Origin of the sequence: Streptomyces sp. NPDC000594, assembly GCF_040299965.1 — a bacterium.
Taxonomy (GTDB): domain Bacteria; phylum Actinomycetota; class Actinomycetes; order Streptomycetales; family Streptomycetaceae; genus Streptomyces.
The window spans coordinates 256,451-278,989 of record NZ_JBEPCY010000005.1 but is presented as its reverse complement, the minus strand read 5'-3'; the positions used below and the strand labels follow the sequence as shown (position 1 = coordinate 278,989).

Annotated in this window: 19 protein-coding genes; 10 read left to right on the top strand and 9 right to left on the bottom strand. The window is 74.2% G+C overall.

Annotated features, from left to right (window positions below; all coding sequences use genetic code 11):
• Positions 1–64: 64 nt before the first annotated feature.
• Both ABT354_RS10475 and ABT354_RS10470 read right to left on the bottom strand, forming a co-directional pair.
• Entirely contained in the window at positions 65–940 is an 876-nt protein-coding gene (locus ABT354_RS10475; protein WP_351491617.1) for an ABC transporter permease, read from the bottom strand.
• Positions 937–1,806 (bottom strand): ABC transporter ATP-binding protein, encoded by an 870-nt coding sequence (locus ABT354_RS10470; RefSeq protein ID WP_351492044.1) that lies wholly within the window; start codon positions 1,804–1,806, stop codon positions 937–939. The genes ABT354_RS10475 and ABT354_RS10470 overlap by 4 nt, the downstream gene beginning before the upstream one ends.
• 295 nt (positions 1,807–2,101) lie before the next feature.
• On the opposite strand from ABT354_RS10470, the gene ABT354_RS10465 reads away from it, so the two are divergent.
• Complete coding sequence (locus ABT354_RS10465) at positions 2,102–3,187, top strand: GbsR/MarR family transcriptional regulator (RefSeq protein WP_351491614.1); 1,086 nt, start codon at positions 2,102–2,104, stop codon at positions 3,185–3,187.
• On the opposite strand, the gene ABT354_RS10460 is transcribed toward ABT354_RS10465, so the two are convergent.
• Positions 3,144–3,803 (bottom strand): isochorismatase family protein, encoded by a 660-nt coding sequence (locus tag ABT354_RS10460; RefSeq protein WP_351491612.1) that lies wholly within the window; start codon positions 3,801–3,803, stop codon positions 3,144–3,146. The two genes, ABT354_RS10465 and ABT354_RS10460, sit on opposite strands and share 44 nt — an antisense overlap.
• 157 nt (positions 3,804–3,960) lie before the next feature.
• Here ABT354_RS10460 and ABT354_RS10455 point away from each other — a divergent pair, with 157 nt between their 5' ends.
• Positions 3,961–5,859 carry a M64 family metallopeptidase gene (locus tag ABT354_RS10455; RefSeq protein ID WP_351491610.1) on the top strand — a complete coding sequence of 633 codons (1,899 nt, stop codon included), beginning with the start codon at positions 3,961–3,963 and terminating at the stop codon, positions 5,857–5,859.
• A 187-nt stretch (positions 5,860–6,046) separates the two neighbouring features.
• On the opposite strand, the gene ABT354_RS10450 is transcribed toward ABT354_RS10455, so the two are convergent.
• Positions 6,047–6,283: a DUF397 domain-containing protein gene (locus ABT354_RS10450; RefSeq protein WP_351491608.1), complete on the bottom strand. Its 237-nt coding sequence runs from the start codon at positions 6,281–6,283 to the stop codon at positions 6,047–6,049.
• Entirely contained in the window at positions 6,284–7,144 is an 861-nt protein-coding gene (locus ABT354_RS10445; protein ID WP_351491607.1) for a Sco1979 family transcriptional regulator, read from the bottom strand.
• Between the two features lie 126 nt (positions 7,145–7,270).
• Between ABT354_RS10445 and ABT354_RS10440 the strand changes: the two genes are divergently transcribed.
• Both ABT354_RS10440 and ABT354_RS10435 read left to right on the top strand, forming a co-directional pair.
• On the top strand, positions 7,271–7,873 hold the full coding sequence (locus ABT354_RS10440; RefSeq protein ID WP_351491605.1) for an ATP-binding protein: 603 nt from the start codon (positions 7,271–7,273) through the stop codon (positions 7,871–7,873).
• On the top strand, positions 7,870–8,277 hold the full coding sequence (locus tag ABT354_RS10435) for a hypothetical protein (protein WP_351492042.1): 408 nt from the start codon (positions 7,870–7,872) through the stop codon (positions 8,275–8,277). Before ABT354_RS10440 ends, ABT354_RS10435 begins: the two co-directional genes overlap by 4 nt.
• 583 nt (positions 8,278–8,860) lie before the next feature.
• Here ABT354_RS10435 and ABT354_RS10430 read toward each other — a convergent pair.
• A complete protein-coding gene (locus ABT354_RS10430; protein ID WP_351491603.1) occupies positions 8,861–9,934 on the bottom strand; it encodes a helix-turn-helix domain-containing protein in 1,074 nt (357 codons plus the stop codon).
• 236 nt (positions 9,935–10,170) lie between these two features.
• On the opposite strand from ABT354_RS10430, the gene ABT354_RS10425 reads away from it, so the two are divergent.
• The 6 genes from ABT354_RS10425 (at position 10,171) to ABT354_RS10400 (ending at position 15,753) form a co-directional block, all read left to right on the top strand.
• Positions 10,171–10,830, top strand: coding sequence for a helix-turn-helix domain-containing protein (locus ABT354_RS10425; protein WP_351491601.1), 660 nt, complete (start codon positions 10,171–10,173; stop codon positions 10,828–10,830).
• A gap of 103 nt (positions 10,831–10,933) precedes the next feature.
• Positions 10,934–11,464 carry a toxin-antitoxin system, toxin component gene (locus ABT354_RS10420; protein ID WP_351492040.1) on the top strand — a complete coding sequence of 177 codons (531 nt, stop codon included), beginning with the start codon at positions 10,934–10,936 and terminating at the stop codon, positions 11,462–11,464.
• 4 nt (positions 11,465–11,468) lie between these two features.
• The gene (locus ABT354_RS10415; RefSeq protein ID WP_351491598.1) at positions 11,469–12,737 is read left to right on the top strand and encodes an ROK family protein; all 1,269 of its coding nucleotides are present in this window, start codon (positions 11,469–11,471) and stop codon (positions 12,735–12,737) included.
• Between the two features lie 262 nt (positions 12,738–12,999).
• On the top strand, positions 13,000–13,470 hold the full coding sequence (locus tag ABT354_RS10410) for a cation:proton antiporter regulatory subunit (RefSeq protein WP_351491596.1): 471 nt from the start codon (positions 13,000–13,002) through the stop codon (positions 13,468–13,470).
• Position 13,471: 1 nt separating this feature from the next.
• Positions 13,472–14,830, top strand: coding sequence for a cation:proton antiporter (locus tag ABT354_RS10405; RefSeq protein ID WP_351491594.1), 1,359 nt, complete (start codon positions 13,472–13,474; stop codon positions 14,828–14,830).
• Positions 14,831–14,955: 125 nt separating this feature from the next.
• Positions 14,956–15,753: an N-formylglutamate amidohydrolase gene (locus ABT354_RS10400; protein ID WP_351491591.1), complete on the top strand. Its 798-nt coding sequence runs from the start codon at positions 14,956–14,958 to the stop codon at positions 15,751–15,753.
• Positions 15,754–15,881: 128 nt separating this feature from the next.
• On the opposite strand, the gene ABT354_RS10395 is transcribed toward ABT354_RS10400, so the two are convergent.
• From ABT354_RS10395 to ABT354_RS10385, 3 genes are read right to left on the bottom strand one after another with little or no spacing between them, the layout of a single operon-like run.
• On the bottom strand, positions 15,882–20,528 hold the full coding sequence (locus tag ABT354_RS10395; protein ID WP_351491588.1) for a non-ribosomal peptide synthetase: 4,647 nt from the start codon (positions 20,526–20,528) through the stop codon (positions 15,882–15,884).
• Entirely contained in the window at positions 20,525–22,267 is a 1,743-nt protein-coding gene (locus ABT354_RS10390) for an AMP-binding protein (protein ID WP_351491586.1), read from the bottom strand. The genes ABT354_RS10395 and ABT354_RS10390 overlap by 4 nt, the downstream gene beginning before the upstream one ends.
• Positions 22,264–22,527, bottom strand: coding sequence for an acyl carrier protein (locus ABT354_RS10385; RefSeq protein ID WP_351491584.1), 264 nt, complete (start codon positions 22,525–22,527; stop codon positions 22,264–22,266). The genes ABT354_RS10390 and ABT354_RS10385 overlap by 4 nt, the downstream gene beginning before the upstream one ends.
• Positions 22,528–22,539 lie beyond the last annotated feature (12 nt).

Sequence of the window (22,539 nt, the reverse complement as noted above, 5' to 3'; positions counted from 1 at the left end):
GCGGTACGGGCATCCCCGCGCGGACGGTACGGGTGGCCCCTGCACGGGTGGGTACGGGTGGGGCTCAGCCGGCCCGGCGCAGCGCCCGCTCGCGGCGGTCCGCCACCACGGAGCCCGACTGCCGCCGGGCCATCCGCCGCAGCACCACCGGGGCGAGGGCCAGCCCCACGGCCGCCCAGCATCCGAGGACGGCCGCGGTCTCCAGCTGCCGCCAGTCGGCGCCGATCTCCACGGCGGCGGCGCTGTCGGGCAGCAGCGCCGAGCGGGTGCCCAGGGCGAGCCAGTAGACGGGGGTCAGCTGGGCGAGGGTCTGGGTCCACTCCGGCAGCGCGGTCACCGGGTGGAAGATCCCGGAGACGGCGATCACCGCCAGCATCGGCAGCTGGATCAGCCCATGGGCGCGGGCGGTGGTGACCAGGGAGCCGAGGATCGCCCCGAAGGGCAGGGTGGCCGCCATGCCGAGCGGCAGCACCCAGGCGAGGGTGGCCCAGGCGCCCGGGTCATGGGTGGCCAGCCCCTCGATCAGCAGCAGCCCGGGGATCAGCAGCAGGGCGAGGTCGGCGAGGAGCCCGCCGGAGACCGTGACGACCTTGCCGAGCAGATGGGCCCGGATCCCGCCGGGGGTCGCGCGGGCGCGCAGCAGGGTGCCGTCCTCGCGTTCGACGGTGAGGAGCTGGCTCATGGTGATCATGCCGAGGGCGGCATTCATCCCGAGGATGCCGGGGAGGGCGAGGGTGCCGAGGAGCAGCCCCTCCTCGCCGTAGGACCGGTCCCGCAGGAAGTACAGGGCGATCAGCATGAGGGTGGGCCAGAGCAGATGGGAGATCAGCTCGGCGGGGTTGGTGAAGGAGTGGCGCAGTTCGGTGAGTCCCCGGGACCAGCCGGCGCGCAGGACGGTGCCCATGGGGCTCTTGAGGCTTCGGGGGCTCGTGGGATTCATCGGGGTTCCCCCGTACCGGCCGTGGCGTCCCGCTCGGCCTGGCGCACCCAGGCGAGATAGGTATCGGCCAGCGAGGCGGGGCGTACCTCCAGGCCGGTGACGGCCTCCCCGTGGCGCTGGAGGAGGGCGTGGACGAAGGCGGTGGCGCCGGGTGCGGAGACGGTGTGGCGGCGGCCGTCCTGGGTCCAGCTCACCCGGTCCTCGACGGCGGCGGCGCGGGCGAGTTCGGCGGGCGTGCCGTCGGCGACGATCCGGCCCCGGGCCAGGATCACCACCCGGTCGGCGAGGAAGGCGGCCTCGTCCAGGTCATGGGTGGTGAGCAGCACGGTGGTGGCGTCGCCCGCGACCAGGGTGCGGACGAGTGCGTGGAAGGCGTGGCGGGCCTCGGGGTCGAAGCCGGTGGTGGGTTCGTCCAGGAAGAGCACATCGGGGCGGCCCACGATGCCGATCGCGACATCGAGACGGCGGCGCTGTCCGCCGGAGAGGGTCCTGATCCTGCGGTCGGCGTGGGAGGTGAGGCCGACGGCCTCGATCAGCTCGTCGGTGGGCCAGGGCGGGCGGGCCGGGCCGGTGGCGTACGGAAGGTAATACGTACGGAGGTGGGCGAGGAGTTCCCGGACCCGCCAGTTGCCGTGGTCGCGCCAGGATTGGAGGACGATGCCGAGCCGGGCGCGCCAGCGTTCGCCGCCGTGGGCGGGGTCGGTGCCGAGGACCCGAACATGCCCCGCCGAGCGGATACGGAAGCCCTCCAGGATCTCGACGGTGGTGCTCTTGCCCGCGCCATTGGGTCCGAGCAGGGCGAGGACCTCGCCCCGGTGGGCCCGGAAGGAGACCTCGCGCAACACCTCCTTCGGGCCGTACCGCATGCTCAGTCCCTCGGTCTCCAGTGTGAGGCGGTCTGTGGGCAAGGCTGCTCCCCCGGTCTCGCTCGGTGTCTTCAGTCAGCGATGAAGCTACGTTGCGTTTTTGTCTGACTGAAGACTTTCCGGCGACTCAATCGCCCTTTTACCAGCGTTACTTGACCTTTGGTGCAATGACTCTGAGGGTGAAGGCTCCGAAGACACCAGGCCGTTGCAATGGGCTGGCGGTGAACGGATACTGGGCCACGACGGACAGCGGACTGCGGACGACAAGCGACGGGCGACGGGGAGGGGCGGGCGGATGCCGGGCGGCAGACTGACCCAGGAGGAGCGGTCCAGCATCGGCGGCTGGCTCGGGGAGGGGATCGGCTATGCCGAGATCGCGCGGCGGCTGGGGCGGCCGACCTCGACCGTCAGCCGCGAGGTCGCCCGTAACGGCGGACCCGGCGGCTACCGTCCCGAGCACGCCCATCTCGCGACGGCGGGACGCGCCCGCCGGCGGCGCCCCGCCGCTCCCCCGGCCCCGGCCCCGGCCACCGACCCCTATGGACGGGACACGGTCGCGGTACGGGAGTTCGTGGAGGAGTTCGCCGCGCTGATGGCCCGCTCGGGGATGCCCCCGATGGCCACCCGGGTGCTGACCCGCCTCTTCGCCACCGACTCCGCGTCGCTGACCGCCGCCGGGCTGGTCGCGGAGCTGGGGGTGAGCCCCGCCTCGGTCTCCCAGGCCATCGGCGTCCTGGAGGAGCTGGACCTGGTGCGCCGGGAGCGGGTGCCGGGCCAGCGGCGGGAGCGCTACACCGTCGGTGACGACGTATGGCTGCGGGCCTGGCTGGCCAGCGCCCGCAAGAACGTCCGCTGGGCCCGGACGGCCGCGCGGGGTGTCGCCCTGCTGGGCCCCGGCACTCCCGCCGGGGACCGGATGGAGCTGATGCGGGAGTTCTTCGCCCGGCTCGGCGACGACATGGCGGGCGGTCTCTCCCCGGCCACCGGGGAGCCCACAGCCACCGGGGAGTCCGCTCCGGCCGGGGGCGAAGCTCCGGCCGGAGACGGCACGGCGCCCGGGAGCGGCACGGCGGCCCCGGGGTCCACAGCGACCTGGGAGGAGACGGCGGCCGACGCCGTCACCGTGGTGGCCGCGCTGGCGCAGAGCGGGGCGGCCCTGACCACCGGGGAGCTGGCGGAGGCGCTGGGCTGGCCCCCGCACCGGGTGGCCGGCGCGCTGGCGCGGGCCACCCGCCGGCCCCATCTCGGCGGCCCGGTCGCCCTCCGCCGTACCCCCTCCGAGCGGTGGACCACCGCGGCGGCCCCAGGTCTGCTGACCCCGGGCCAGCGCCGCGCCCTCACCCGCCCTCCCGAGGCCGGTGAGCACGCCCCGGCGCGGTGAACTCCACCGCGCCGACCGTGCGCACCAGCTCCGGGTCGGAGCCCAGGGCGTGCTCCGCCACCCGGGCGACCACCCCCGCCGGGATGTCGTCCAGCCCATAGGTGGCATGCGCGTCATGCGGCAGTACCACCTCGTACCCCCGCTCGACGGCGCCTACGGCCGTCGCGCTGACACACATCTCCGAGAGCACCCCGGCGACCACGACCCGCCGCACCCCGTACCCGTCGAGGAAGGCGCCCAGACCGGTCCCGGTGAAGCCGTCCTCCGCCGCCTTGGCCACCACCCGTTCATCCGCCGACTCCCGTACCGGGAAGTGGAGTTCCCACCCGGGTGTGCCGGGCTCGTCGACCGCGCCCGGCTCCCCGTCGTTGCGCAGATGGGCCACGGGCGCGCCCGCCGCCCTCGCCCGCGCCAGCAGCACGGTGAGCCGGTCGGTCAACAGGGCCGCGCCGGGCACCGCCTCCGTTCCGGCCAGAAAGGCGCGCTGGACGTCGACCAGGATCAGGGCGTGCGCGGGAGCGACCCGTTCGCGGTACGGCGCCGGGATCCAGACCCCCGCACGGACAAAGCCCCCGGATGCCTCCCCCGAACCGCCCTGTGGACCCGCCTCGGCCATGGCCGCCTCCTTCTCCCCGCCGGAATCCGATGATCGTTCCACCGTAGGGGACCCGGGCCCGGGCCCGTTCCCCCCGCCCGGCCGCCCCCGGCACCGGCGGCCGGATCCTGATCCGCCGTCTTTACGGCCCCGGGGGCGGCTCCTACTCTCCAGGGCCATGTTCCCGACCCGTGCACGACGCCACCGCGGAGCCCCGCTGCTCGTCGCGGGCGCCCTGCTGGTGGGCTCCCTCCAGATGAACGCCGCTCCCCCGGCCGCCGCCTCGGGCACCGACCGGCCGCAGCGGGCCGCCTCGGTCGTCCCGGTCCAGATCACCGGCCCCGCCGAACAGCGCTACAACCTGATCGTCACCGGCGACGGCTACACCTCGGCCGAACTGCCGGACTTCCGTGCCGACATGGAACGGCACCTCCAGACGCTCTGGTCCTTCGAGCCCTTCGCCTCCTATCGCTCGTACATCAATGTCTGGGCGGTGGAGGTGGCGTCGGCCGAGTCCGGCGTGGACTGCGACCCGGGCCTGGACTCACCGCGCCGGAACACCGCCCTCGGCATGGCCTTCTGGTCCGGCTGCGACCCCGCCGGGGTCCAGCGCGCCCTGGTGGTGGACGGCCGGGCGGCGGACGCGGTCGCCGATCTGGTGCCGGGGACGACCGCCGCCAACCGCCAGCTCCTCGCACTGGCCAACAGCACCACCTACGGCGGCACCGGCGGCCGGCATGCCACCGCCTCCGGCGGCAACGCCCTCTCCGCCCTGATCACCCCGCATGAGCTGGGGCACACCCTGGGCGGGCTCCAGGACGAGTACGACTACTACTCCCGGGGAGTGCCCGGCGGCGCCCACAGCGGCGGCGAGCCGGCCTCCGCCCACCACACCCTGCTCACCGAGGACGAGATGCGCCGCCAGAAGGCCAAGTGGTGGCGCTGGCTGGGCGAACCGAGCGAGGCGGGCGGGGTCATCGGCCGGTACGAGGCCGGTCTCTATCGCACCCGGGGCGTCTGGCGGCCCAGCAGGCACTCGATGATGAAGACGCTGGGCTACCCCTTCGACCAGGTCAGCAGGGAGATCCTGGTCCAGCGGATCTCCGGGAAGGTCCAGCTGGTCCAGGGCCACACCCCGAACGGGGCGCCGATCGGCGACGACCGGGTGGTCTGGGTGGACACCCTGCATCCGAACGGCGGGGAGCTGACCACCGTCTGGCGGGTCGACGGCCGTACGGTGGCGGGCACCGGCAACGCCCGCACCCTCGATCTGCGGGCCCTGGGGCTGCGACCCGGCAGACATACGGTGACGGCGACGGTCTCGGATCCGACGCCCTTCGTCCGCGATCCGGCGATCCGGGGGTCGGCCGCGCTGACCCGTACCGTCTCCTGGACCGTGGACACCGCGCTCACCACCCCGTACCGCCAGGTCCCGGCCGTCTTCACCACCCATACCGACACCGCGTCCCCGGTGGGCGCGCGCACGGTGGTCCACGCGGACACCACCCACCCGGACGACCGCACCCCGGTGGTGCGGTGGGAGCTGGACGGCCGCCCGGTGGCCAACCCCGGCAACGACCGCGATCTCGATCTGGGGGCGCTGCGGCTGTCCCCGGGCGGCCATCGGCTCACCGCCACGATCGCCGGTACGGAGACCTCGCTGAGCTGGGAGGTGGACGCGACCCCCGCCGAGGCCCGGTACGAGCTGTCCACGCCGCTGCGGACCGTGGAGCGGCCGGGGCGGCCGGTGGAGTATGTGTACGACGGCCCGTTCACCCTGCGGCTGACCGGCCGGGACGACCGGGAGGGGGCGGTGGTCACCCAGTTCCGGGTGAACGGCGACGGCTGGCAGACGTACTACGGCTGGCCCACCGACGCCCGTGCCCCCTACCTCTTCACCCCGAGCGGAACGGTCATCGACGGTCTGGTCCACGGCAAGCTCGGCACCCATCGGGCCGTGCCCTGGGACGACGCGACTCCCGACTACGGAACGCATGCGATCGAGTACCGAACGATCGATGCGGCGGGTAATATATCTCTCGCACGGTCCTTCCTGGCCACCCTCGTGCGGCCATAGGGTCCTGTCCGCATACGCCGACGGCGTGCGGGCAGCCGTGCCCGCACGCCGTAATGGGTACTGAAATGCCATCGCTCGTGGATGGTGTGGATCCCGGACGGTGTGGCTGGTGCAGTCATCACGGTCGTTCCGGAGCGACCGCCATCACCGGGTGATCATCCATGGGTGACCCCGGGGAGCCCAGGGCTCAGGTGAGCAGGAAGTCCGCCTTTCCGGACTTCGCGCCCTGAATGAAGGCCGCGATCTCACCGGGTGTGTAGATCAGCGCGGGGCCCCCCGGATCGGCCGACTGACGTATCGCCACCCGGCCGTCGGCGAGCTTCATGGTCTCGAAGCAGTTGCCGCCGTTGCCGCCGCTCCACGGCTTGTGCCAGCCGATCTCACCGAGGTCGGTGGCCGGCATGCCGTTGTATATGTGATCCATTCACAGCTCCTTGCGAAGACCCATCAGGATCTCCTTCGTGCGTTGTGCAGTCGCGGCCTGAGCCGCCATGCGGTCCAGGACCTCAAGGTGCGAGGCCACCTCGGGCCGGGCGTCGAGATAGACCGCACCGGTGAGGTACTCGCTGTAGACCATGTCCGGGAGCTCGGGGACGGCGAACCGGAACAGCACGAACGGGCCGTAGGTGCCCGGGTGGTGTCCGGTCGCGAACTCCGCGATCTGCAGGGTGACATGGGGCAGTTCCATGCCGTCGAGGAGCCGGTCGATCTGGCCCCTCATGACCTCGGCACTGCCGACGGGCCTGCGGAGGACCGTCTCGTCCATGATCACCCACAGCCGGGGCGCCTCGGGCTGGGTCAGCAGCGCCTGGCGCTGCATCCTCAGCGCCACATGGCGCTCGATGTCCTCGGGGTCGGTCTGCCCGACGGCCCCGCTGAGCATGATCGCCCGCGCGTAGCCCTCCGTCTGGAGCAGTCCGGGGACGAAGTGGGGCTCGTAGGAGCGGATGAGGCTCGCGGCCCCCTCCAGGCTGACGTACATGCTGAACCAGCCCGGCAGCACATCGTGGAACCGCTGCCACCAGCCCGGCTTGTTCGCCTCCTCGGCCAGCTCGATGAAGCCGCGGGCCTCCTCGTCGCCTATCCCGTACGCGCCCAGCAGCAGCTGGACGTACGGGATCTTCAGGGCGACCTCTGCGGTCTCCATGCGCCGGATGGTGCCCGCGGCGACGCGAAGGACCTTGGCGGCCTCCTCGCGCTTGAGCCCGGCCCGCTCCCGCAGGTCCTGCAGGCGCTTTCCGAGGACGACCTGCCCCACGGTGGGGGCGGACCGCGGTTCACTCACTTCGACGACCTCCCCACGTGCTGTTGCGGGAAAGTCTGCCATGGGCCCGCATCGATGAATATGCCCACTCTGAAAAATTCAGAGTGGGCCTTGCCAACGTGTCCGTTTCAGGGCGACAGTGGTCAGGTGAATCGTGACGCGCTCCACGCACCACTCCTGGACCCATGCTCGGGGGTCGACCACCACAGGTACGGCTTCGAGCTGCCGGCGCGCGTCGAGTACGTCTCCAGAGCCCGTCGGCTGGCCCGTGTGCGACTGGAGTGCTGGGGCATCGACGGTGATGTGCACGACACCGTGATGCTGATCCTGTCCGAGCTGGTGACCAATGCCGTGGTGCACAGCGGCAGCCATCTGGTCGCCTGCGAACTGCTGAACGGCGCGGAGCGGCTGCGGGTGAGCGTGCGGGACCAGGGGTGTGCGCCCCTGGGGCCGCATGTCTGCCACACCCAGGCCGCCGAGGAACGGGGCAGGGGCCTCCTGCTCGTCGAGGCGGTCTCGGCGGCCTGGGGGGCGCACGAGACCCATCGGGGGACGGGCAGGACCGTCTGGGCGGAGGTCGCCCACACGGCGGTCCCGTTCGGGGCGGACTTCCCGGGTACGGACTTCCCGGGTACGGGTTTCGCGACGGCGGGGCGGGTCACGCCGCCCGCCGGCCGGACACCGTCCGGGATGGCCGGGTCGGCGATGGCCCGGCAGCGGTCCGCCCCGCCCGCGGAGCGACCGTGCTGAGGGGGTGGGGTGCCCGGGTCTCCTGGAGCGGACGTCCCGGCCCGGTCCACTCGCTGGTCGGTCTGGAGCTTCCGCCGGGTCTGGTGCCCACCCTGGGCAGCGACGCCGTCGGGGTTCCGGCCCGGTACGGTCTGGGGCTGCTGGCACGGCTGCCGCGCAGCGGCTGTGTCTACGCCGACGACGACTGGTGGTGGTGGATCGTGCCCACCGGCTCCGACGAGGAGCTGCTGTGGCCACTGCCCGCGCACTACGCACCCGGGGCACGGGTCCCGGGATGGCGTCCTCAGCTGATCAGCTGGCCCGAGGACGGCAGCCCGTACACCCCGCCCCTGCCGCTCTATCTGAACGCCTGCCAGCTGACCGGGGTCGCGCCCCGGTGGACCGCCGCCGCGGCGCCCAACTGAGACCGCGGTACGGAGGTCCGCCGGACGGGTGACCGTACGGCGGGGAGCCGGGGAACCGGACAGCACGGAACAGAACCGAGCGGCACGGAACAGCACAGAACCGCACGGAGCGGAACCCAGAGGAACCGAGAGGAAACAACAAGAGCCAGTTCACTGGGGGGAGAGACCAGGCCCCCGCGCGGGGGAAGCCGGGGGCCTGGTCTCGGAATCCGGCCCGCGTCCGGCTGCCCGATGGGGGAGGCGGCCGTCGTACGCGGGCCGTGATCGGCGGCACGCCGGAGTTGGGGGCTCCGGCGTGCCGCCCGCTTTCGCCGCCCCGTCAGCGCCGGGGCGGGGGGCCGCACGGCCCCGCACGGGCCGCTGTGCGTCCGGCGCGGGAGGCGTCCGGGGGGCCTGGGTCTTCCGGGGGCGGCTGCGGCATGACCGTCATCCTGCTGCGCCGGAGCGGAGCTGACAAGAGTGTGACCGCCACGCGGAACGGCCGTACGGGCCCGCCCCCGTGCGCGGGCCCGTACGGCTCACCGGCCGGGGACGGTGGCGCCGGCCCTCCCCCCGAGGGGCCCGGCACACCTCCCGACCGGGATCAACTCCCGGAGACGGCCCGCAGATGGGCCTTGCCCCGGCGGACCTTGGGTGTGGTGTTCTCCTGGTGCTCCCGCAGCACCAGGGTCATCCGGGTGAAGCCGCGGTCCTGGAGGGTCGCGGGGGTCTCGTCCACGATCCGGCACTCGGACCGGCCCCAGCGCGGATCCGGGTGGTGCAGGGGGCGCACGGCCCCGTCGTGGTGGACGGCGGCGGCACCGGTCGCCCGCATCCAGTGCGGCAGGCCGCAGCGGTAGGCGGCGTCCATGATGGGGTCGTCGGCGATCTCCCCGCGAATGGCCTGAAGCACACCGTCGTCCTCGTACCGCTCCAGGGCGGACTCCAGCTGGGCGAGGAGCGGCAGACACCAGCTGGTCTCACGGTCGCCGAGGACCGAGCCGGCGTCCGGGTGGAAGAGCACGAAGCGCAGGAAGTTCTGGTCGGGCATGGCCGTCGGGTGCGGGCCCATGCCCTGGAAGAGCGCCTGGAACGCCGGGTTGACATGCGTCACGTCCCAGCGGCGGTCGAAGAGGACCGAGGGCAGCGGGACGGCGTCCATCATCGCCGCGTAATCCCGCAGATACTCCAGGGTGCCGGGGTCCTGGGCGAGGGGTGTGCCGGAGCGGGCGGCACCGGCGGCCGACTGCACGGGCGGTGCCACCGGGGCGTGCGGACGCACCCGTACCGCCGGGAAGGCCGGTCCGGAGGGCCGGGCGGGCCCCATCGACGAGGGGGTCAGTGCCTGGGGTGCGCCCAGCGGCAGGCTGGGCTCGCGGTCCACCGCGAGGCGGAACAGCCAGCCGCCCTGCTGATCGGTCATCTCCAACGCCTTGACCAGCGCGTAGAGCTTGTCCTCGGTCCACTCCTCGGAGGGTGTGGCCTCCCAGTCGGTATAGGTGCCGACGCTGATGTCGAGCCGGGCGGCGACCTCGTCGACCGTCAGGCCCAGCTCCTCCCTGCGCCCGCGCAGAATGTCCGACAGCCGCCTGGAGCGCAGCGAACCGCGCCCGCCCCCCGCCGTGCACGCCCGACGCCCGAGGAGACCTGACCGGCCGGAGCCTGTGTCATGTGTCATCGAGAACGCCACCCTTCTCGAAGTCCCGCTGCGGCAGCGCCCTTTGGATCTTCACCCCGCTCCGCGATCCTGCTACCGGAGGAGTAGCCATGTCAACTATCGTGGCATTCCGCGTCGCTGAACGCCGAGAACGCGCCACAGATGTGGCAAGACCTGGCTGTGCGGTCGCGGAAGGGTTAGTCTCCGGGCAGCCAACTGTGTGCGGAGCCATCTCGCGTGATCTAGGAGACCCACTGGTGACAGACGGCTTCTTGGTTCCGGGGCCGGCAGCCGCAGGCGCCCTCGCGGCGTCGGTTGCCCGCGTCACCGAACTGGCGAACAGACGCGGACTGAGTCCCGGCGGGGTCCTCGACGTGGAGCGCCTCTCCGAAGAGTCGGGCGTGCCCGCCGATGTGGTCGCCGCCCTGCTGGACGGCCGCCCCGCCGGCGAGCCCGACCTCCAGGCCCGCTTTCTGCAACGTCTCGACCTGCTGCGCCGTACCCGCCTGAAGTCCAATGGCCGGCGGTACACCCAGCAGGAGATCGCCGACGGCGCGGCCATGTCCCGGCAGCAGGCGGGCGCGCTGATCAATGGCGACCGCCGCCCCACCATGGAGCACTGTGACGCGATCCAGCGCTTCTTCGGGGTGCACGCGGGCTTTCTGACCGCGGATGACGCCGACGCCCTCAACAGCGCCCTCCTCCGTACCGAGCAGCGGCTCCACCAGGAGCACCCCGTCGACCACGATCCGCTGGAACGGCTGCTCCAGGACCACGGGGTGCGCGGCATCGCCTGGCGGGCCGCCCAGCTGCCCACCGACAAGCACCGTGACAAGGTGACCGAATGGCTCGACATGCTGCTGGAGAGCGTCAAGCCCGTGGATCCGGCCGATTCCCCAAAGGCGACGGAAACATGACTTCAGAAAACCCCTGACACGGGTGCAGGGTTGAGGCCGCACGCGCGGAAGCCGGGACGCGGTCGCTGTGGGGGAGAGGAGAACGGTGGGCATGGGCAAGGAGATGCGACGGCTCTGCGGTGAGCTGGTGGCCGGGCTCGACCTGCCCGCCCCGGCGGAGCCCGCCGATCTCTATGCCGCCCTCTGCCAGCAGATGAGCGCCCGGCGCGGGCGGCCCGTCCGCTACCGCGTGGCGACCTTTCCCCCCGGTACCGCCAGCGGGCTCTGGCTGGACATGACCGACCAGGACCTGATCGTCATCGAGGAGCGGACCGCCCCCGACCACCAGCTCGTCATCCTCGGCCATGAGCTGTGGCACATGAACGCCGGACACTGCTCCCACCACATCGAGGGCGCGGCCGTCGCCGCCCGGCTGCTGTCGGACGAGGCCGACCTCCAGGACACCGTGCTCAAGGTGCTGGCCCGGACCCGCTTCGACCGGAACGAGGAGAACGAGGCGGAGAGCTTCGGCCTGCTCCTCGGCAGCAAATGCCGCTCCTGGCTGGCGGGCTCCACCGGGCGCGGCACCCGCCGCCGGGAGGGGCTGGCCGGACGGATCGAGGCGTCCCTGGGATACCGCGGGCCCCAGGGCTGAGCCGGTGGCGGAAAGACCCGTACACGTCCGGCCCCCCGTCCCCGTCTGCCGTGACCCGCTGGAGCCCAAGGCGGGCCGGGACACCGTGCGGCGGCACAATCTGAGCCTGGTCCTGCGGGCCGTCCGGGACGCCGGGGAGATCACCCGCGCCGGGGTGGCCGCCCGGGTGGGCCTCACCCGCGCCGCCATCTCCTCCCTGGTGGAACAGCTCCTGGAGCTGGAGTTCCTCTCCGAGTCCGGGAAGACCTTCAGCGGCCAGGCCGGACGCCCCGGCACCGTGCTCAAGGTGGCCCGTACCGGGATCGCCGGGATCGGGGTCGAGATCGATGTGGGCTCGGTCACCGTCTGTGTGGTGGACCTCGCCGGCACCGACCGGGTCCGGCTGGTCGAGCATCTCGACAACCGGGGCACCCCGCCCGCCCAGGTGCTGCGGCGGGCCGCCCAGATCGCCGCCCGCGCCCTGGTCAGCGCCGAGGAGCAGGAGCTGCGCCCGGTCGGCACCGCGCTGGCGCTGCCCGGTCTGGTGGCGGCCGGCACCGTACGGCAGGCGCCCCATCTGGGCTGGGCGCGGGTCCCCGCCGAGGAGTCCTTCGCCACCGCGCTCGCCGCGCTGCGGCCCCGGCGCCCCGTGCTGCCGGTCCGCTCCGAGAACGAGGCCAATCTCGCCGCCCTCGCCGAGCTGTGGTTCGGGGGCCTCGGCCCCGTCCGTACCTTCCTCTACATCAGCGGGGAGATCGGCATCGGCGGCGCGCTGGTCCTCGGCGGCGAACTGCTCCGGGGCGCCCATGGCTTCGCGGGGGAGATCGGGCACACCGCCGTCGCCCCCGACGGGCCCGAGTGCCGCTGCGGCGCCCGCGGCTGTCTGGAGCAGTACGCCGGTCAGCTCGCGCTGCTGCGCGCGGCGGGGGTGGACGAGGCGTACGGCGCGGGGAACGCGGCCGTCGCCGAGCTGGAGCGGCGGGCCCGGGGCGGCGACGAGCGGGCGGTGGCCGCGCTGGAGCGCGCCGGTCTGATGCTGGGCCGGGTGCTGGCGGGCGCGGTCAATCTCTTCGACCCGGCCGCGGTGGTCCTCGGCGGGATCTACCGGCCGCTCTCCCCCTGGCTGGTGCCCCGCGCCGCCGGTGAGCTGTCCGCGCGGGTGGTCTCCGGGCTGTGGCCGCGCGCGGGGATGCGGTTACGGCCGTCGTCCGCGGCGGCCGACGCGGCACGGGGGGCGGCCGCCCTGGTGGTACGGGATGTGCTGACCGACCCGCTGTCGCACGCCACGCTCTGACCTCCGGCCGGACGTTCTGACCTCGGGCCGGACGCTCTGGCCTCGGGCCGGAGCCGGACCTTCGGGTCGCGCAGGCCGCCCGTACCCCCAACACCCCGGTGTCACCCGGCCGATGCTCACGCTCCGGCATCGGATCCGCCCCGGTGACCGCCCCTGCGGTGACCAGGAGTGATCTTCTCCGTAGACTGTTGCGTACACCTCACACCCATTCACCGCTCACCCGCCACGGTGAGCGGGACGACCCACGCCTCGGGAGGCGAGCATGGGCACCCGCCGCACCCCCCTGCCCGGAGTCGGCACGCAGTTCGACTTCACCACCGAGGAAGGCCGGCACATCTCCGTCGTGGTCCACCACGACGGACGGCGCTTCCTCGGCTTCTACGCCTCCGACGACCCCGACGCCTGTCAGCTGGAGGTGCCGCTCTCCTCCGAGGAGGCCACCGCGCTGGCGCACCTCATCGACCCGGAACCCATCGACGCCGTCCGCACCGACGGGATCGACCTGGTCACCGAGCACATCCCGGTGGGCTCCCGCTCCCCCTTCGCGGGCCGCCTGCTCGGCGACACCGCCGCCCGGAGCCGTACCGGTGCCTCGATCGTCGCCGTCCTGCGGCGCACCGGGGCGCACCCGTCACCGGGCCCGGACTTCCGGTTCGGCATCGGCGACACCCTGGTCGCCGTCGGCACCCGTGAGGGCGTCGACGCCCTCGCCGAGATCATCTCCGGAGGCTGAGGTGCACCACACCACCGCGCTCCTCATCGAGCTGGGCGCGATCATCCTGGGCCTCGGGCTCATCGGACGGTTCGCGGGCCGCGTCGGCCTCTCCCCCATCCCGCTCTACCTTCTGGTCGGTCTCGCCTTCGGCACCGGCGGTCTGCTGCCGCTGAGCGCGAGCGAGGACTTCATCGCCGTCGGCGCCGAGATCGGCGTCATCCTGCTGCTGCTTCTGCTGGGCCTGGAGTACAGCGCCTCCGAACTCGTCGGCAACCTCAAGACGCAGTACCCCTCCGGTCTGGTCGACTTCGCCCTCAACGCCCTGCCCGGTGCGGTGGCGGCGCTGCTGCTCGGCTGGGGCCCGGTGGCCGCGGTCGCGCTGGCGGGCGTCACCTGGATCTCCTCCTCCGGTGTGATCGCCAAGGTCCTCACCGATCTGGGACGGCTGGGCAACCGGGAGACCCCGGTGATCCTCGGCATCCTGGTGATCGAGGATCTGGCGATGGCGGTGTATCTGCCGCTGCTGACCGCGCTGGTGGCGGGGGTCGGCCTCGCGGGCGGCAGCATCACCCTGCTGATCGCCCTGGGCACCGTCGGCATCGTGCTCTATCTCGCGCTGCGCCATGGACGGGTCATCAGCCGCGCGGTCTCCTCCGACAACCCGGAGATGCTGCTCCTGGTGGTCCTGGGGCTGACCCTGCTGGTGGCGGGCATCGCCCAGGAGCTCCAGGTGTCGGCCGCGGTGGGCGCCTTCCTGGTGGGCATAGCCCTCTCCGGCGAGGTCGCCGAGGGCGCGCGGAAGCTGCTGACACCGCTGCGGGACCTCTTCGCGGCGGTCTTCTTCGTCTTCTTCGGACTGTCGACCGACCCCACGGAGATCCCGCCGGTGCTGCTGCCGGCGCTGCTGCTCGCCGTGGTCACGGTCGTCACCAAGGTGCTGACCGGCTGGTACGCGGCGAGTCGCGCGGGCATCGGGCCCAAGGGCCGGCTGCGGGCCGGCGGAACGCTGGTCGCCCGGGGCGAGTTCTCCATCGTCATCGCGGGGCTCGCGGTGGCCACCGAGCCGAGGATCGGTCCGATCGCCACGGCGTATGTGCTGATCCTGGTGATCCTGGGTCCGCTGGCGGCGCGCTGGACCGAGCCGTTGGTGCTGCCGCTGCTCCAGCGGCGGATGGGCGGGGCCGCCCCGATCGCCGCCACGGCGGTCCCGGAGGCACCGGCCGTACCTTCCGTCGCGGTCCCGGAGGCGCCGGGGGCCGTGCCCTCCGCCGTCGTACCGGAGCAGGTGACCCCGGACAGCGCGCCGGACAACGCGCCGGATTCCGCCCCGGGGACGGGTTCCCCCTCCCCCACGGGCCACGGCACGCCCGGCGGCTGACCCCGCACGGCACCCCCGGGGGCCGGGACCCCACCCCGGGGTCCCGGCCCCCGGCCGTCTCCCCGGCCGTCTCCCCGGCCCCTCCCGGCCGTCCCGCCCCGTCCCGTCCCAGGAAGGATCCGTCCATGGCATCCCCCGCCCCCTCCTTCGAGCTGCTGCCCGGCGCGGCGGCGTCCCCCGTGATCCTCCACGTACCGCACTCCGCGCGGACGATCCCGCCGCAGGTGCGCGCCGATATCGTCCTCGACGACGCGGCGCTGGAACGGGAGCTGGACCACATCACCGACGCCCACACGGCGGAACTGGCCGAGCGGGCGGCGGGGGCGTGTGCCCGGACGCCCTGGCGGTTCGTCAACCGGCTCTCCCGGCTGGTGGTGGACCCGGAGCGGTTCCCCGACGAGCGCGAGGAGATGCTCTCCGTCGGCATGGGCGCGGTCTACACCCGCACCACGCACCGGGAGCCGCTGCGCGCGCCGGAGCTGGACCCGGCGCCGCTGATCGACCGTTACTTCACCCCGTACGCCGAGGCCATGACGGCGGCGGTGGCGGACCGGCTGGCGGCCACCGGGCGGGCGGTGATCGTGGATGTGCACTCGTACCCGAGCCGGGCCCTGCCGTACGAGCTGCACGGCGACGGGCCCCGGCCGCCGGTCTGTCTGGGGACCGACCCGTTCCACACCCCCGGGGCGCTGCGGGCGGCGGCCGTGGAGGCGTTCGCCCCCTTCGGCACGGCCGTCGACACGCCGTTCGCCGGGACCTATGTCCCGCTGCGGTTCCACGGCCGGGAGCCGGCGGTGGGCGCGCTGATGGTGGAGATCCGCCGGGACGGCTATCTGCGGGAGCCGGGCGGCCCGGCCGGACCGGGGCTCGACGCGCTCGCCGCCGCCCTGGCCCGGCTGGTGGACGCGGTCACCGCGCCCTGAAGGCCCGCGCGGGAGCGGCCCGGCCAGGGGCCCGGGCCCCCCGGGGCCCCTGGCCGGTGTCATGGGCCGGGCGGAGATCCGCCCGGCACCGCGCGACCACCCGGTGTCGCCGGGCCGCCCGGCACTGGTCAGCCGCTCCGTCCCGGCGGCGGCGGCAGGAACCCCCGGCGGACGAAGCTCTCCACGTAGCGGGCGAAGAGCGGGGCGTCGACCCGGGGCAGCCCGGCCCCGCTCCCGCGCAGCGCCGTCCGGGTGGCGGCGGTGTCGAAGAGCCCGTTCTCGCCGCCCGCGCCGCCGTCACCGGAGCCCCCCTCGGGGTCCGCCGCCTTGATCAGCGGCAGCAGCGGGAAGGCGGTATTGGCCGGGTCGGCCTCGATCGCGCGCCGCCACTCGACGGGTGCCACCTCCTCGATGGCGTACCCGGCCTCCCTCAGCCGGGCGACCATCCAGCCCAGCGGGGTGGGTTCGCCCGCCGCCAGATGGAAGGTGCCGCCCGTCGCCCCGGGGTTACGGGAGAGGGCGAGCACCGCGCGGGCGAGCGCGTCCACCGGGATCAGGTCGAAGCCCTCACCAGGGGCGGCGGGCGCGAGTCCCGCCTCGACACAGCCCTTGAGCAGCAGCCAGAGATAGTCGGAGGTCTGGCAGAGCCCGCTGTCCCCGGCGCCGGAGATCCTCGACGGCCGGTGCACGGAGACCGGCAGACCGCGTTCCCCGGCCTGTTCCAGCAGCACCTCGGCGGCCCATTTGCTGCGGGCGTAACCCCCCGGCACCGTCTCCCCGGGCGGCAGCGGGGCGTCCTCGCGGACCGCCGTGGAGCCGTCGGCGACGCCGGTGAAGACACCCACCGTGGAGATGTGGTGCAGCGGCACCGAGCGATGGCGGGCGGCCAGCCGCAGCACCTCCTCGGTGCCCCGGACATTGGCCGCCCGCAGCAGTGCGTAAGGGCGGGTGAGATGGACCTCGGCCCCGGCGTGGAAGACGGCTTCGGCCCGGCGCGCCAGGGTGTCGAAGGCATCGGCCGAGAGCCCGAGTCCGGGCAGGGCCAGATCGCCGGGGACGGCCTGGATCCGTTCGGTGAAGGTCTCGTCCCAGAGCCCGTAGCCGTCGAGCGCGGCGCGCAGCCGGTCCGCCCCGGCGCCCCGGTGGGGTGCGCGGACGAGACAGTGCACGGTGGCGTCGGTGGTGCGCAGCAGTTCGCTCAGGAGGAAGGTGCCGAGGAAGCCGGTGGCGCCGGTGAGCAGGACCTCGCCCGGGTCGGTGACGACGGGGAGGACGACCGGGGCGGGGGTGATCGCGGGGTCGAGCCGGGCGTCGGCGGTGAGGTCGGCTGCGCGGTCGGCGGCGGCTCCGGCGGCCGGGGCCGGCTCCCCGGCGGCGTCCACGAGGGCGGCCAGGGCGCGGACGGTGGGCGAGGCGTCGAAGGCGGCCGGGGAGAGCCGGACGCCCCACTCCCGGTCCATCCGCAGCAGCAGCCGGGCGAGGAGCAGCGAGTCGCCGCCGAGGGCGAAGAGGTCCTCCTCGGCCCCGACCCGGCCGCATCCCAGCACCTCGGCCCAGAGCTGGGCCATCCGGTGCTCGGTCGCGGTGCGCAGGGGGGCCGCGGCGGTCCGGGGCTCCGGTTCGCGCGGCACCGTGAGGGCCGCCCGGTCCACCTTGCCGGTGGGGGTCAGCGGCAGTCCGGCCAGAGGGACGAGAACGGCGGGCACCAGGGGTTCGGGCAGCCGCTCGCGCAGCGCCCGGCGGAGCCGTTCGGCGTCCGGCGCGCCCTCGCCCGAGGGGACGTAGTGGGCGATCAGCCGGACCCGCCGGTCGGGCGGGACATCGGCGGTGACGGCGGCGTCTGCGATGCCGGGCACGCTCTTGAGCGCCGCCTCGACCTCGCCCGGCTCCACCCGGTGGCCGCGCACCTTGACCTGGTCGTCGTCGCGTCCGACGAAGACGATCCGGCCGTCGGGGAGATGGCGTCCCCGGTCCCCGGTGCGGTAGAGCAGGGCTCCCCCGCCGTCGCCGGGGTCGGGGACGAACCGCTGCCGGGTGATCTCGGGCAGCCGGTGGTAGCCGAGGGCGAGGCTGCGGCCGCCGGCACAGATCTCACCGACCGCGCCGGGGGGTACGGGGGCGAGCCGGGCGTCGAGGATCCGTACCGTCGCCCCCGGCACGGGCCGGCCGATGTCGGGCCGCTCCGGCCAGTGCGCGGGGTCGCCCGTGAGCGCTCCGGCGGTGACGACATGGGTCTCGGAGGGCCCGTACTGGTTGTCGAGGACGGCCCCGGGGTGGTCGGCGAAGAAGCGCCGGACGGCGGGGGTGACATAGAGCTGTTCGCCCGCGCTGACGACCTCGCGGAGGGTGGGGATCCGCGCGCCGGTGGCGACGGCGTACTCGGCGATCTGCTGGAGGGCCACACAGGGCAGGAAGAGCCGCTCCACCCGGTGGGCGGCGAGCAGGGCGCAGAGCGGGGCGGGGTCGCGGCGGGCCGTGTCGTCCACCACGACGAGGGTGCCGCCGGCGGCCCAGGTGGCGAAGAGTTCCTGGAAGGAGACATCGAAGCCGGTCGTCGCGAACTGGGCGGTGCGCCGGGGGGTGCCGCCGGAGCGCTGGAGCTGCCAGCCGATGACGGTGGCGAGGCCGCGGTGGGGCATCAGGACGCCCTTGGGGCGGCCGGTGGAGCCGGAGGTGTAGACGAGGTACGCGGGGTCCTCGGGGCCGGGTCCCGCCGGGTCGGCGGGGGTGGTGCCCGCCGTGGTACGGGCCGTCCCCGCCTCGGTACGGGCCGTGCCGGGCGCGCCTGCCGGGGAGCCGGTGGAGTCGGTGTCCCCCGTACCGCCGTCGCCGGTCACCGGGGATCCACTGCCCCGGACCCCCCTTTCCGGTTGGAGGGCTCCGCTGTCCGGAGTCCCGCTCTCCAGGGCCGCCTGGGCCGGCCGGCCCAGCGGCTCACGGGCCGGATGGATCTCGTCCACCAGCAGGATGTCCGCCCCCGGCACCACTCCGACGCAGCGCCGGGAGGTGCCCCGGTCCGCGAGAACGGCGCGCGCCCCGCTGTCGCGGAGCTGGAGGGCGAGCCGTTCGGGCGGGAGCCGGGGGTCGAGCGGGACACAGCAGCCGCCCGCCTTGAGCACCCCGAGGACGGCGACCGGCAGTTCGATGGAACGTTCCAGCACCACCGCGACGGCGGCGCGGGCATGTCCGGTGGCCGTCAGCCGCTCGGCGACCGCGTCGGAGGCGGCGTCGACCTGGGCGTAGCTCAGCCGCTCGGCGCCGTGTTCGACGGCGACGGCGTCGGGGGTACGGCGGGCGGCCCGGCGGAACGCCTCGGGGGCGAGCGGTTCCCCCGGCCCGGGGTCGGCGCCATGGGCCCAGGTCACGGTGGCCCGGTGGCGGTCCTCCGGGGTGAGCGCCGTCAGCTCCGCGACCGGGGTGTCCGGGAAGGTCACGGCGGAATCCACCAGGCGGCGGAAGCGGTCGGCGAGGCTCTGGGCGGTGGCCCGGTCGAAGAGGTCGGTGGCGTACTCCAGGGTGCCGCTCAGCCCTCCGTCCGCGAGCTGCCCGCCCGGGAGATGCCTCTCCGAGGGGTTCCCGTCCGAGGAGGGGCCGTCCGAGGGGTGGAGATGGACCAGGACATCGAACTTCGCGGTGCCGTTGTGGGGACGCAGCCGCTCGGCCCGTATCCCCGGCAGGCTCAGACCCGGCGCGGGTCCGTCGTCCAGGGTCAGCACCACCTGGAAGAGGGGGCTGCGGGAGCGGGTGCGCGGGGCTCCGGCCGCGCGCAGCAGCCCGGTCAGCGGCATGTCCCGGTGCTCGCGGACCCCCCGGACGGTGTCCCGGAGCCCGTCGACCAGCTCACGGAAGGTGTGCTCCGGCTCCACCCGGGTGCGCAGCGGCAGGACTTCGGCGAGGCAGGCGATCATCGCCAGGGTGTCGGCGCTGTCCCGCCGGGAGACGGGCGTGCCGATAACGATGTCACGCTGATCTCCGTGGCGGGCGAGGAGCGCCGTGAGGGCGGCGGCGAGCAGGGTGAAGGGGGTCGCCTTCAGCTCCCGGCAGCAGGCGTGGAGCCGTTCGGTGGTGCGGGCGCCGAGGGCGAGGGGGACCGTGTCGCCCCGGTGTCCGAGGGTCCGGGGGCGGGGGCGGTCGAGCGGGAAGGTGGACTCGGGGGGCGCGCCGGCGAGGGTCTCCTTCCAGTGGGCGGCGGATTCCTCGCGGGGGTCGGGTCCGGTGCGCCGGAGCCGGGCGAGCGGCCCTGGCTGGAGGGGTACGGGCGGCAGCGCGGGCCCCGGCCGGCCGACGGCCTCCCGGTAGAGGGCGCTGAACTCCTCCTCCAGGAGGTGCAGTGACCAGCCGTCGACCACGGCGTGGTGGACGGCGACGGCGAGGACGGTCTCCGGCAGGTCGACCGGGTCGACGAGGGTGGCGCGCAGCAGCGGCGGGCGGTCCAGCGGCAGCGGTACCCGGACGGCCGCGCGTATCTCCGTGTCCAGCTCCCGGGCGGTGGTGCGGCGCCGTTCCAGTGGGACGGGCAGCGGTGGCAGGACCTCCTGGCGGGGCTCGGTGCCGTTCAGCCGCAGCCGGCTGCGCAGGGCCTCGTGCCGGTGGACGAGGGCGGTGAGCGCGGCCTCGACGGCGGCCGGGTCGACGGGGCCGTACAGCCGGTGGACCCAGTTCTCGACATAGCGGGAGACTCCGTCGCCGAGGGTGTCGTTGAGCCAGATCGACTCCTGTTCATGGGACATGGGGTGGGAGGCGAGGGGCTCGGGGAGGCCCGGATCCCTGGTCATCGGGGGCTCCTCGGGGCGGCCGGGACGGCGGGTCCGGTACGCGGGGCCGCGGCCCCGGGGTACGGCGCGGGCGCGGCCGGCCGCGGCGCCGGATCGGTGAGCGGTGCCGGATGGGGGCGCGGTGCCGGATGGGGGCCCGGCGCCGGGTCGGTGAGCCGGGCGAGCAGCGCCCGGGTGTCGGTCTTCCCGTTCGGGGTGAGCGGAAAGGACTTCTGACGGGAGATGAGCGGGGGGACGAGATAGGCGGGCAGCGCGGCGGCCAGGGCGTGCCGCAGGGCCGCCGGGGAGGTGTCGGTACCGCCGCCCTTCCTGGGCTCGGTGGTGTAGAAGAGCGCCAGCCGCAGGGCGCTCCCGCCGTCGTCGGTGGTGAGGACGGCGCACTGGGCGACACCGGGGAAGCCGCGGACGGTCTCCTCGATCTCCTGGGGTTCCACCCGGTGGCCCGCTATCTTGACCTGCCGGTCCTCGCGGCCCCGGAAGTGGAGGGCGCCGTCGTGGTCCAGGGCGCCCCGGTCGCCGGTGCGGTAGAGGCGGGTGTCCGCGCCGTCGATCCGGAGGGTGGGGAAGCGCTCGGCGGTGAGCCAGGGGTCGTCCAGATAGCCGTGGGCGAGTCCGTCGCCGGAGACACAGATCTCACCGGTCTCGCCCGGTGCGGCCGGTTCGTCCCCGCGCAGGACATGGAGGCGGGTACCGGAGACGGCGGTGCCCAGCGGCACCCCCTGGGGCAGGTCCAGCTCGGCCGGGCCGACGGGCTGGGTGGTGGCGAAGACACAGCTCTCCACCGGCCCGTAGCAGTTGACGATCTCCAGCTCGGGGTGGGCCGCACGGCAGCGCCGCACATGGCGGACGGACATGCGCTCACCCCCGGTGAGCAGGGTCCGCAGCCCGGTCAGCGCGCCGGGGTCCTCGTCCATGAACAGATTGAAGAGGGCGGTGGTCAGGAAGACGGTGTCGACGGCGCTCTCCCGGACGAGGGCGCGCAGCCGGCCGGGCATCAGATGGTCGCCCGGGGCCAGGGCGGAGGCGCCGCCGGAGATCAGCGGTGTCCACACCTCCAGGGAGTAGGCGTCCCAGGGGGTGGGGGCGGTCTGGGCCATGACCCGGCCGGGGCCGGTCCAGGCGCTCGCCGAGGGGGCGAGCCGGGTGGTGGCGCGGTGCGGGGAGATCACCCCCTTGGGGGTTCCGGTGGTGCCCGAGGTGAAGAAGACGCTCGCCGGGGCGTCGGGGGTGACGGCCACCGGGATCCCGTCCGGGAGGCCCTCCAGGACCCCGCCCGGGAGGCCCTCGGGGCCGGGCCCCCCGGCGGTCGCGCAGGGGTCCTCCGGTGGGGACCAGCGGGGCCGCCGGACACCCGCGAGGTCGGTACGGGCCACGTACAGCGGCGGGTTCAGCGCTTCCAGCAGCCCGCTGAGCCGGGGCGCGGGCCAGCGGGGGTCCAGGGCCGCGTACCCGGCTCCGCACTGGAGGACGCCGAGGAGCACCGGGACGAGTGCCTCGGTACGGGGGAGCAGGACGGGCACCAGATCGCCGGGGCCGACCCCGTGTGCGCGCAGCCCCGCCGCGCAGTGGGTGGCGGCCCGGTGCAGCCGGGCGTAGTCGGTGATCCCGGCGGGGGTGATCAGCGCCGGGGCGTGCGGGGTCCGGCGGGCCCAGTGGGCGACGGCACCGTGGATCAGCGCCCGTTCACCGGCGGCCGGTGCCTGTGCCCGGGGGCCGTCCGTCTCCGCACGGGCGCTCATCGGGTGTCCTCCTGGGTGTCCCACCCGGCGAGGACGGAATCGGCGAACTCCCCCACCGTATCGCTGGCGAGGAGCAGACCGGGGTCGACGGCGACACCGGAACGCTGCTCCAGTCTCAGGCAGACCCGCATGGCCTGGAGGGACGTTCCGCCATAGGTGTAGAAGCTCTCCTCGGCGGCCACCGGGCCGCTCCTCAGGATCTCCTCGACCACCTGGATCACCCAGCTCCGGTCGGGCAGCACTGTGTTCGTCTTCTGCATAGGGTCTCCACC

Excerpts from the sequence above, each read along its gene's own strand:
- ABT354_RS10475 (WP_351491617.1), bottom strand. The coding sequence starts at position 940 with ATGAATCCCACGAGCCCCCGAAGCCTCAAGAGCCCCATGGGCACCGTC.
- ABT354_RS10470 (WP_351492044.1), bottom strand. The coding sequence starts at position 1,806 with ATGCGGTACGGCCCGAAGGAGGTGTTGCGCGAGGTCTCCTTCCGGGCC.
- ABT354_RS10465 (WP_351491614.1), top strand. The coding sequence starts at position 2,102 with ATGCCGGGCGGCAGACTGACCCAGGAGGAGCGGTCCAGCATCGGCGGC.
- ABT354_RS10460 (WP_351491612.1), bottom strand. The coding sequence starts at position 3,803 with ATGGCCGAGGCGGGTCCACAGGGCGGTTCGGGGGAGGCATCCGGGGGC.
- ABT354_RS10455 (WP_351491610.1), top strand. The coding sequence starts at position 3,961 with ATGTTCCCGACCCGTGCACGACGCCACCGCGGAGCCCCGCTGCTCGTC.
- ABT354_RS10450 (WP_351491608.1), bottom strand. The coding sequence starts at position 6,283 with ATGGATCACATATACAACGGCATGCCGGCCACCGACCTCGGTGAGATC.
- ABT354_RS10430 (WP_351491603.1), bottom strand. The coding sequence starts at position 9,934 with ATGACACATGACACAGGCTCCGGCCGGTCAGGTCTCCTCGGGCGTCGG.
- ABT354_RS10420 (WP_351492040.1), top strand. The coding sequence starts at position 10,934 with ATGCGACGGCTCTGCGGTGAGCTGGTGGCCGGGCTCGACCTGCCCGCC.
- ABT354_RS10410 (WP_351491596.1), top strand. The coding sequence starts at position 13,000 with ATGGGCACCCGCCGCACCCCCCTGCCCGGAGTCGGCACGCAGTTCGAC.
- ABT354_RS10400 (WP_351491591.1), top strand. The coding sequence starts at position 14,956 with ATGGCATCCCCCGCCCCCTCCTTCGAGCTGCTGCCCGGCGCGGCGGCG.
- ABT354_RS10395 (WP_351491588.1), bottom strand. The coding sequence starts at position 20,528 with ATGACCAGGGATCCGGGCCTCCCCGAGCCCCTCGCCTCCCACCCCATG.
- ABT354_RS10390 (WP_351491586.1), bottom strand. The coding sequence starts at position 22,267 with ATGAGCGCCCGTGCGGAGACGGACGGCCCCCGGGCACAGGCACCGGCC.
- ABT354_RS10385 (WP_351491584.1), bottom strand. The coding sequence starts at position 22,527 with ATGCAGAAGACGAACACAGTGCTGCCCGACCGGAGCTGGGTGATCCAG.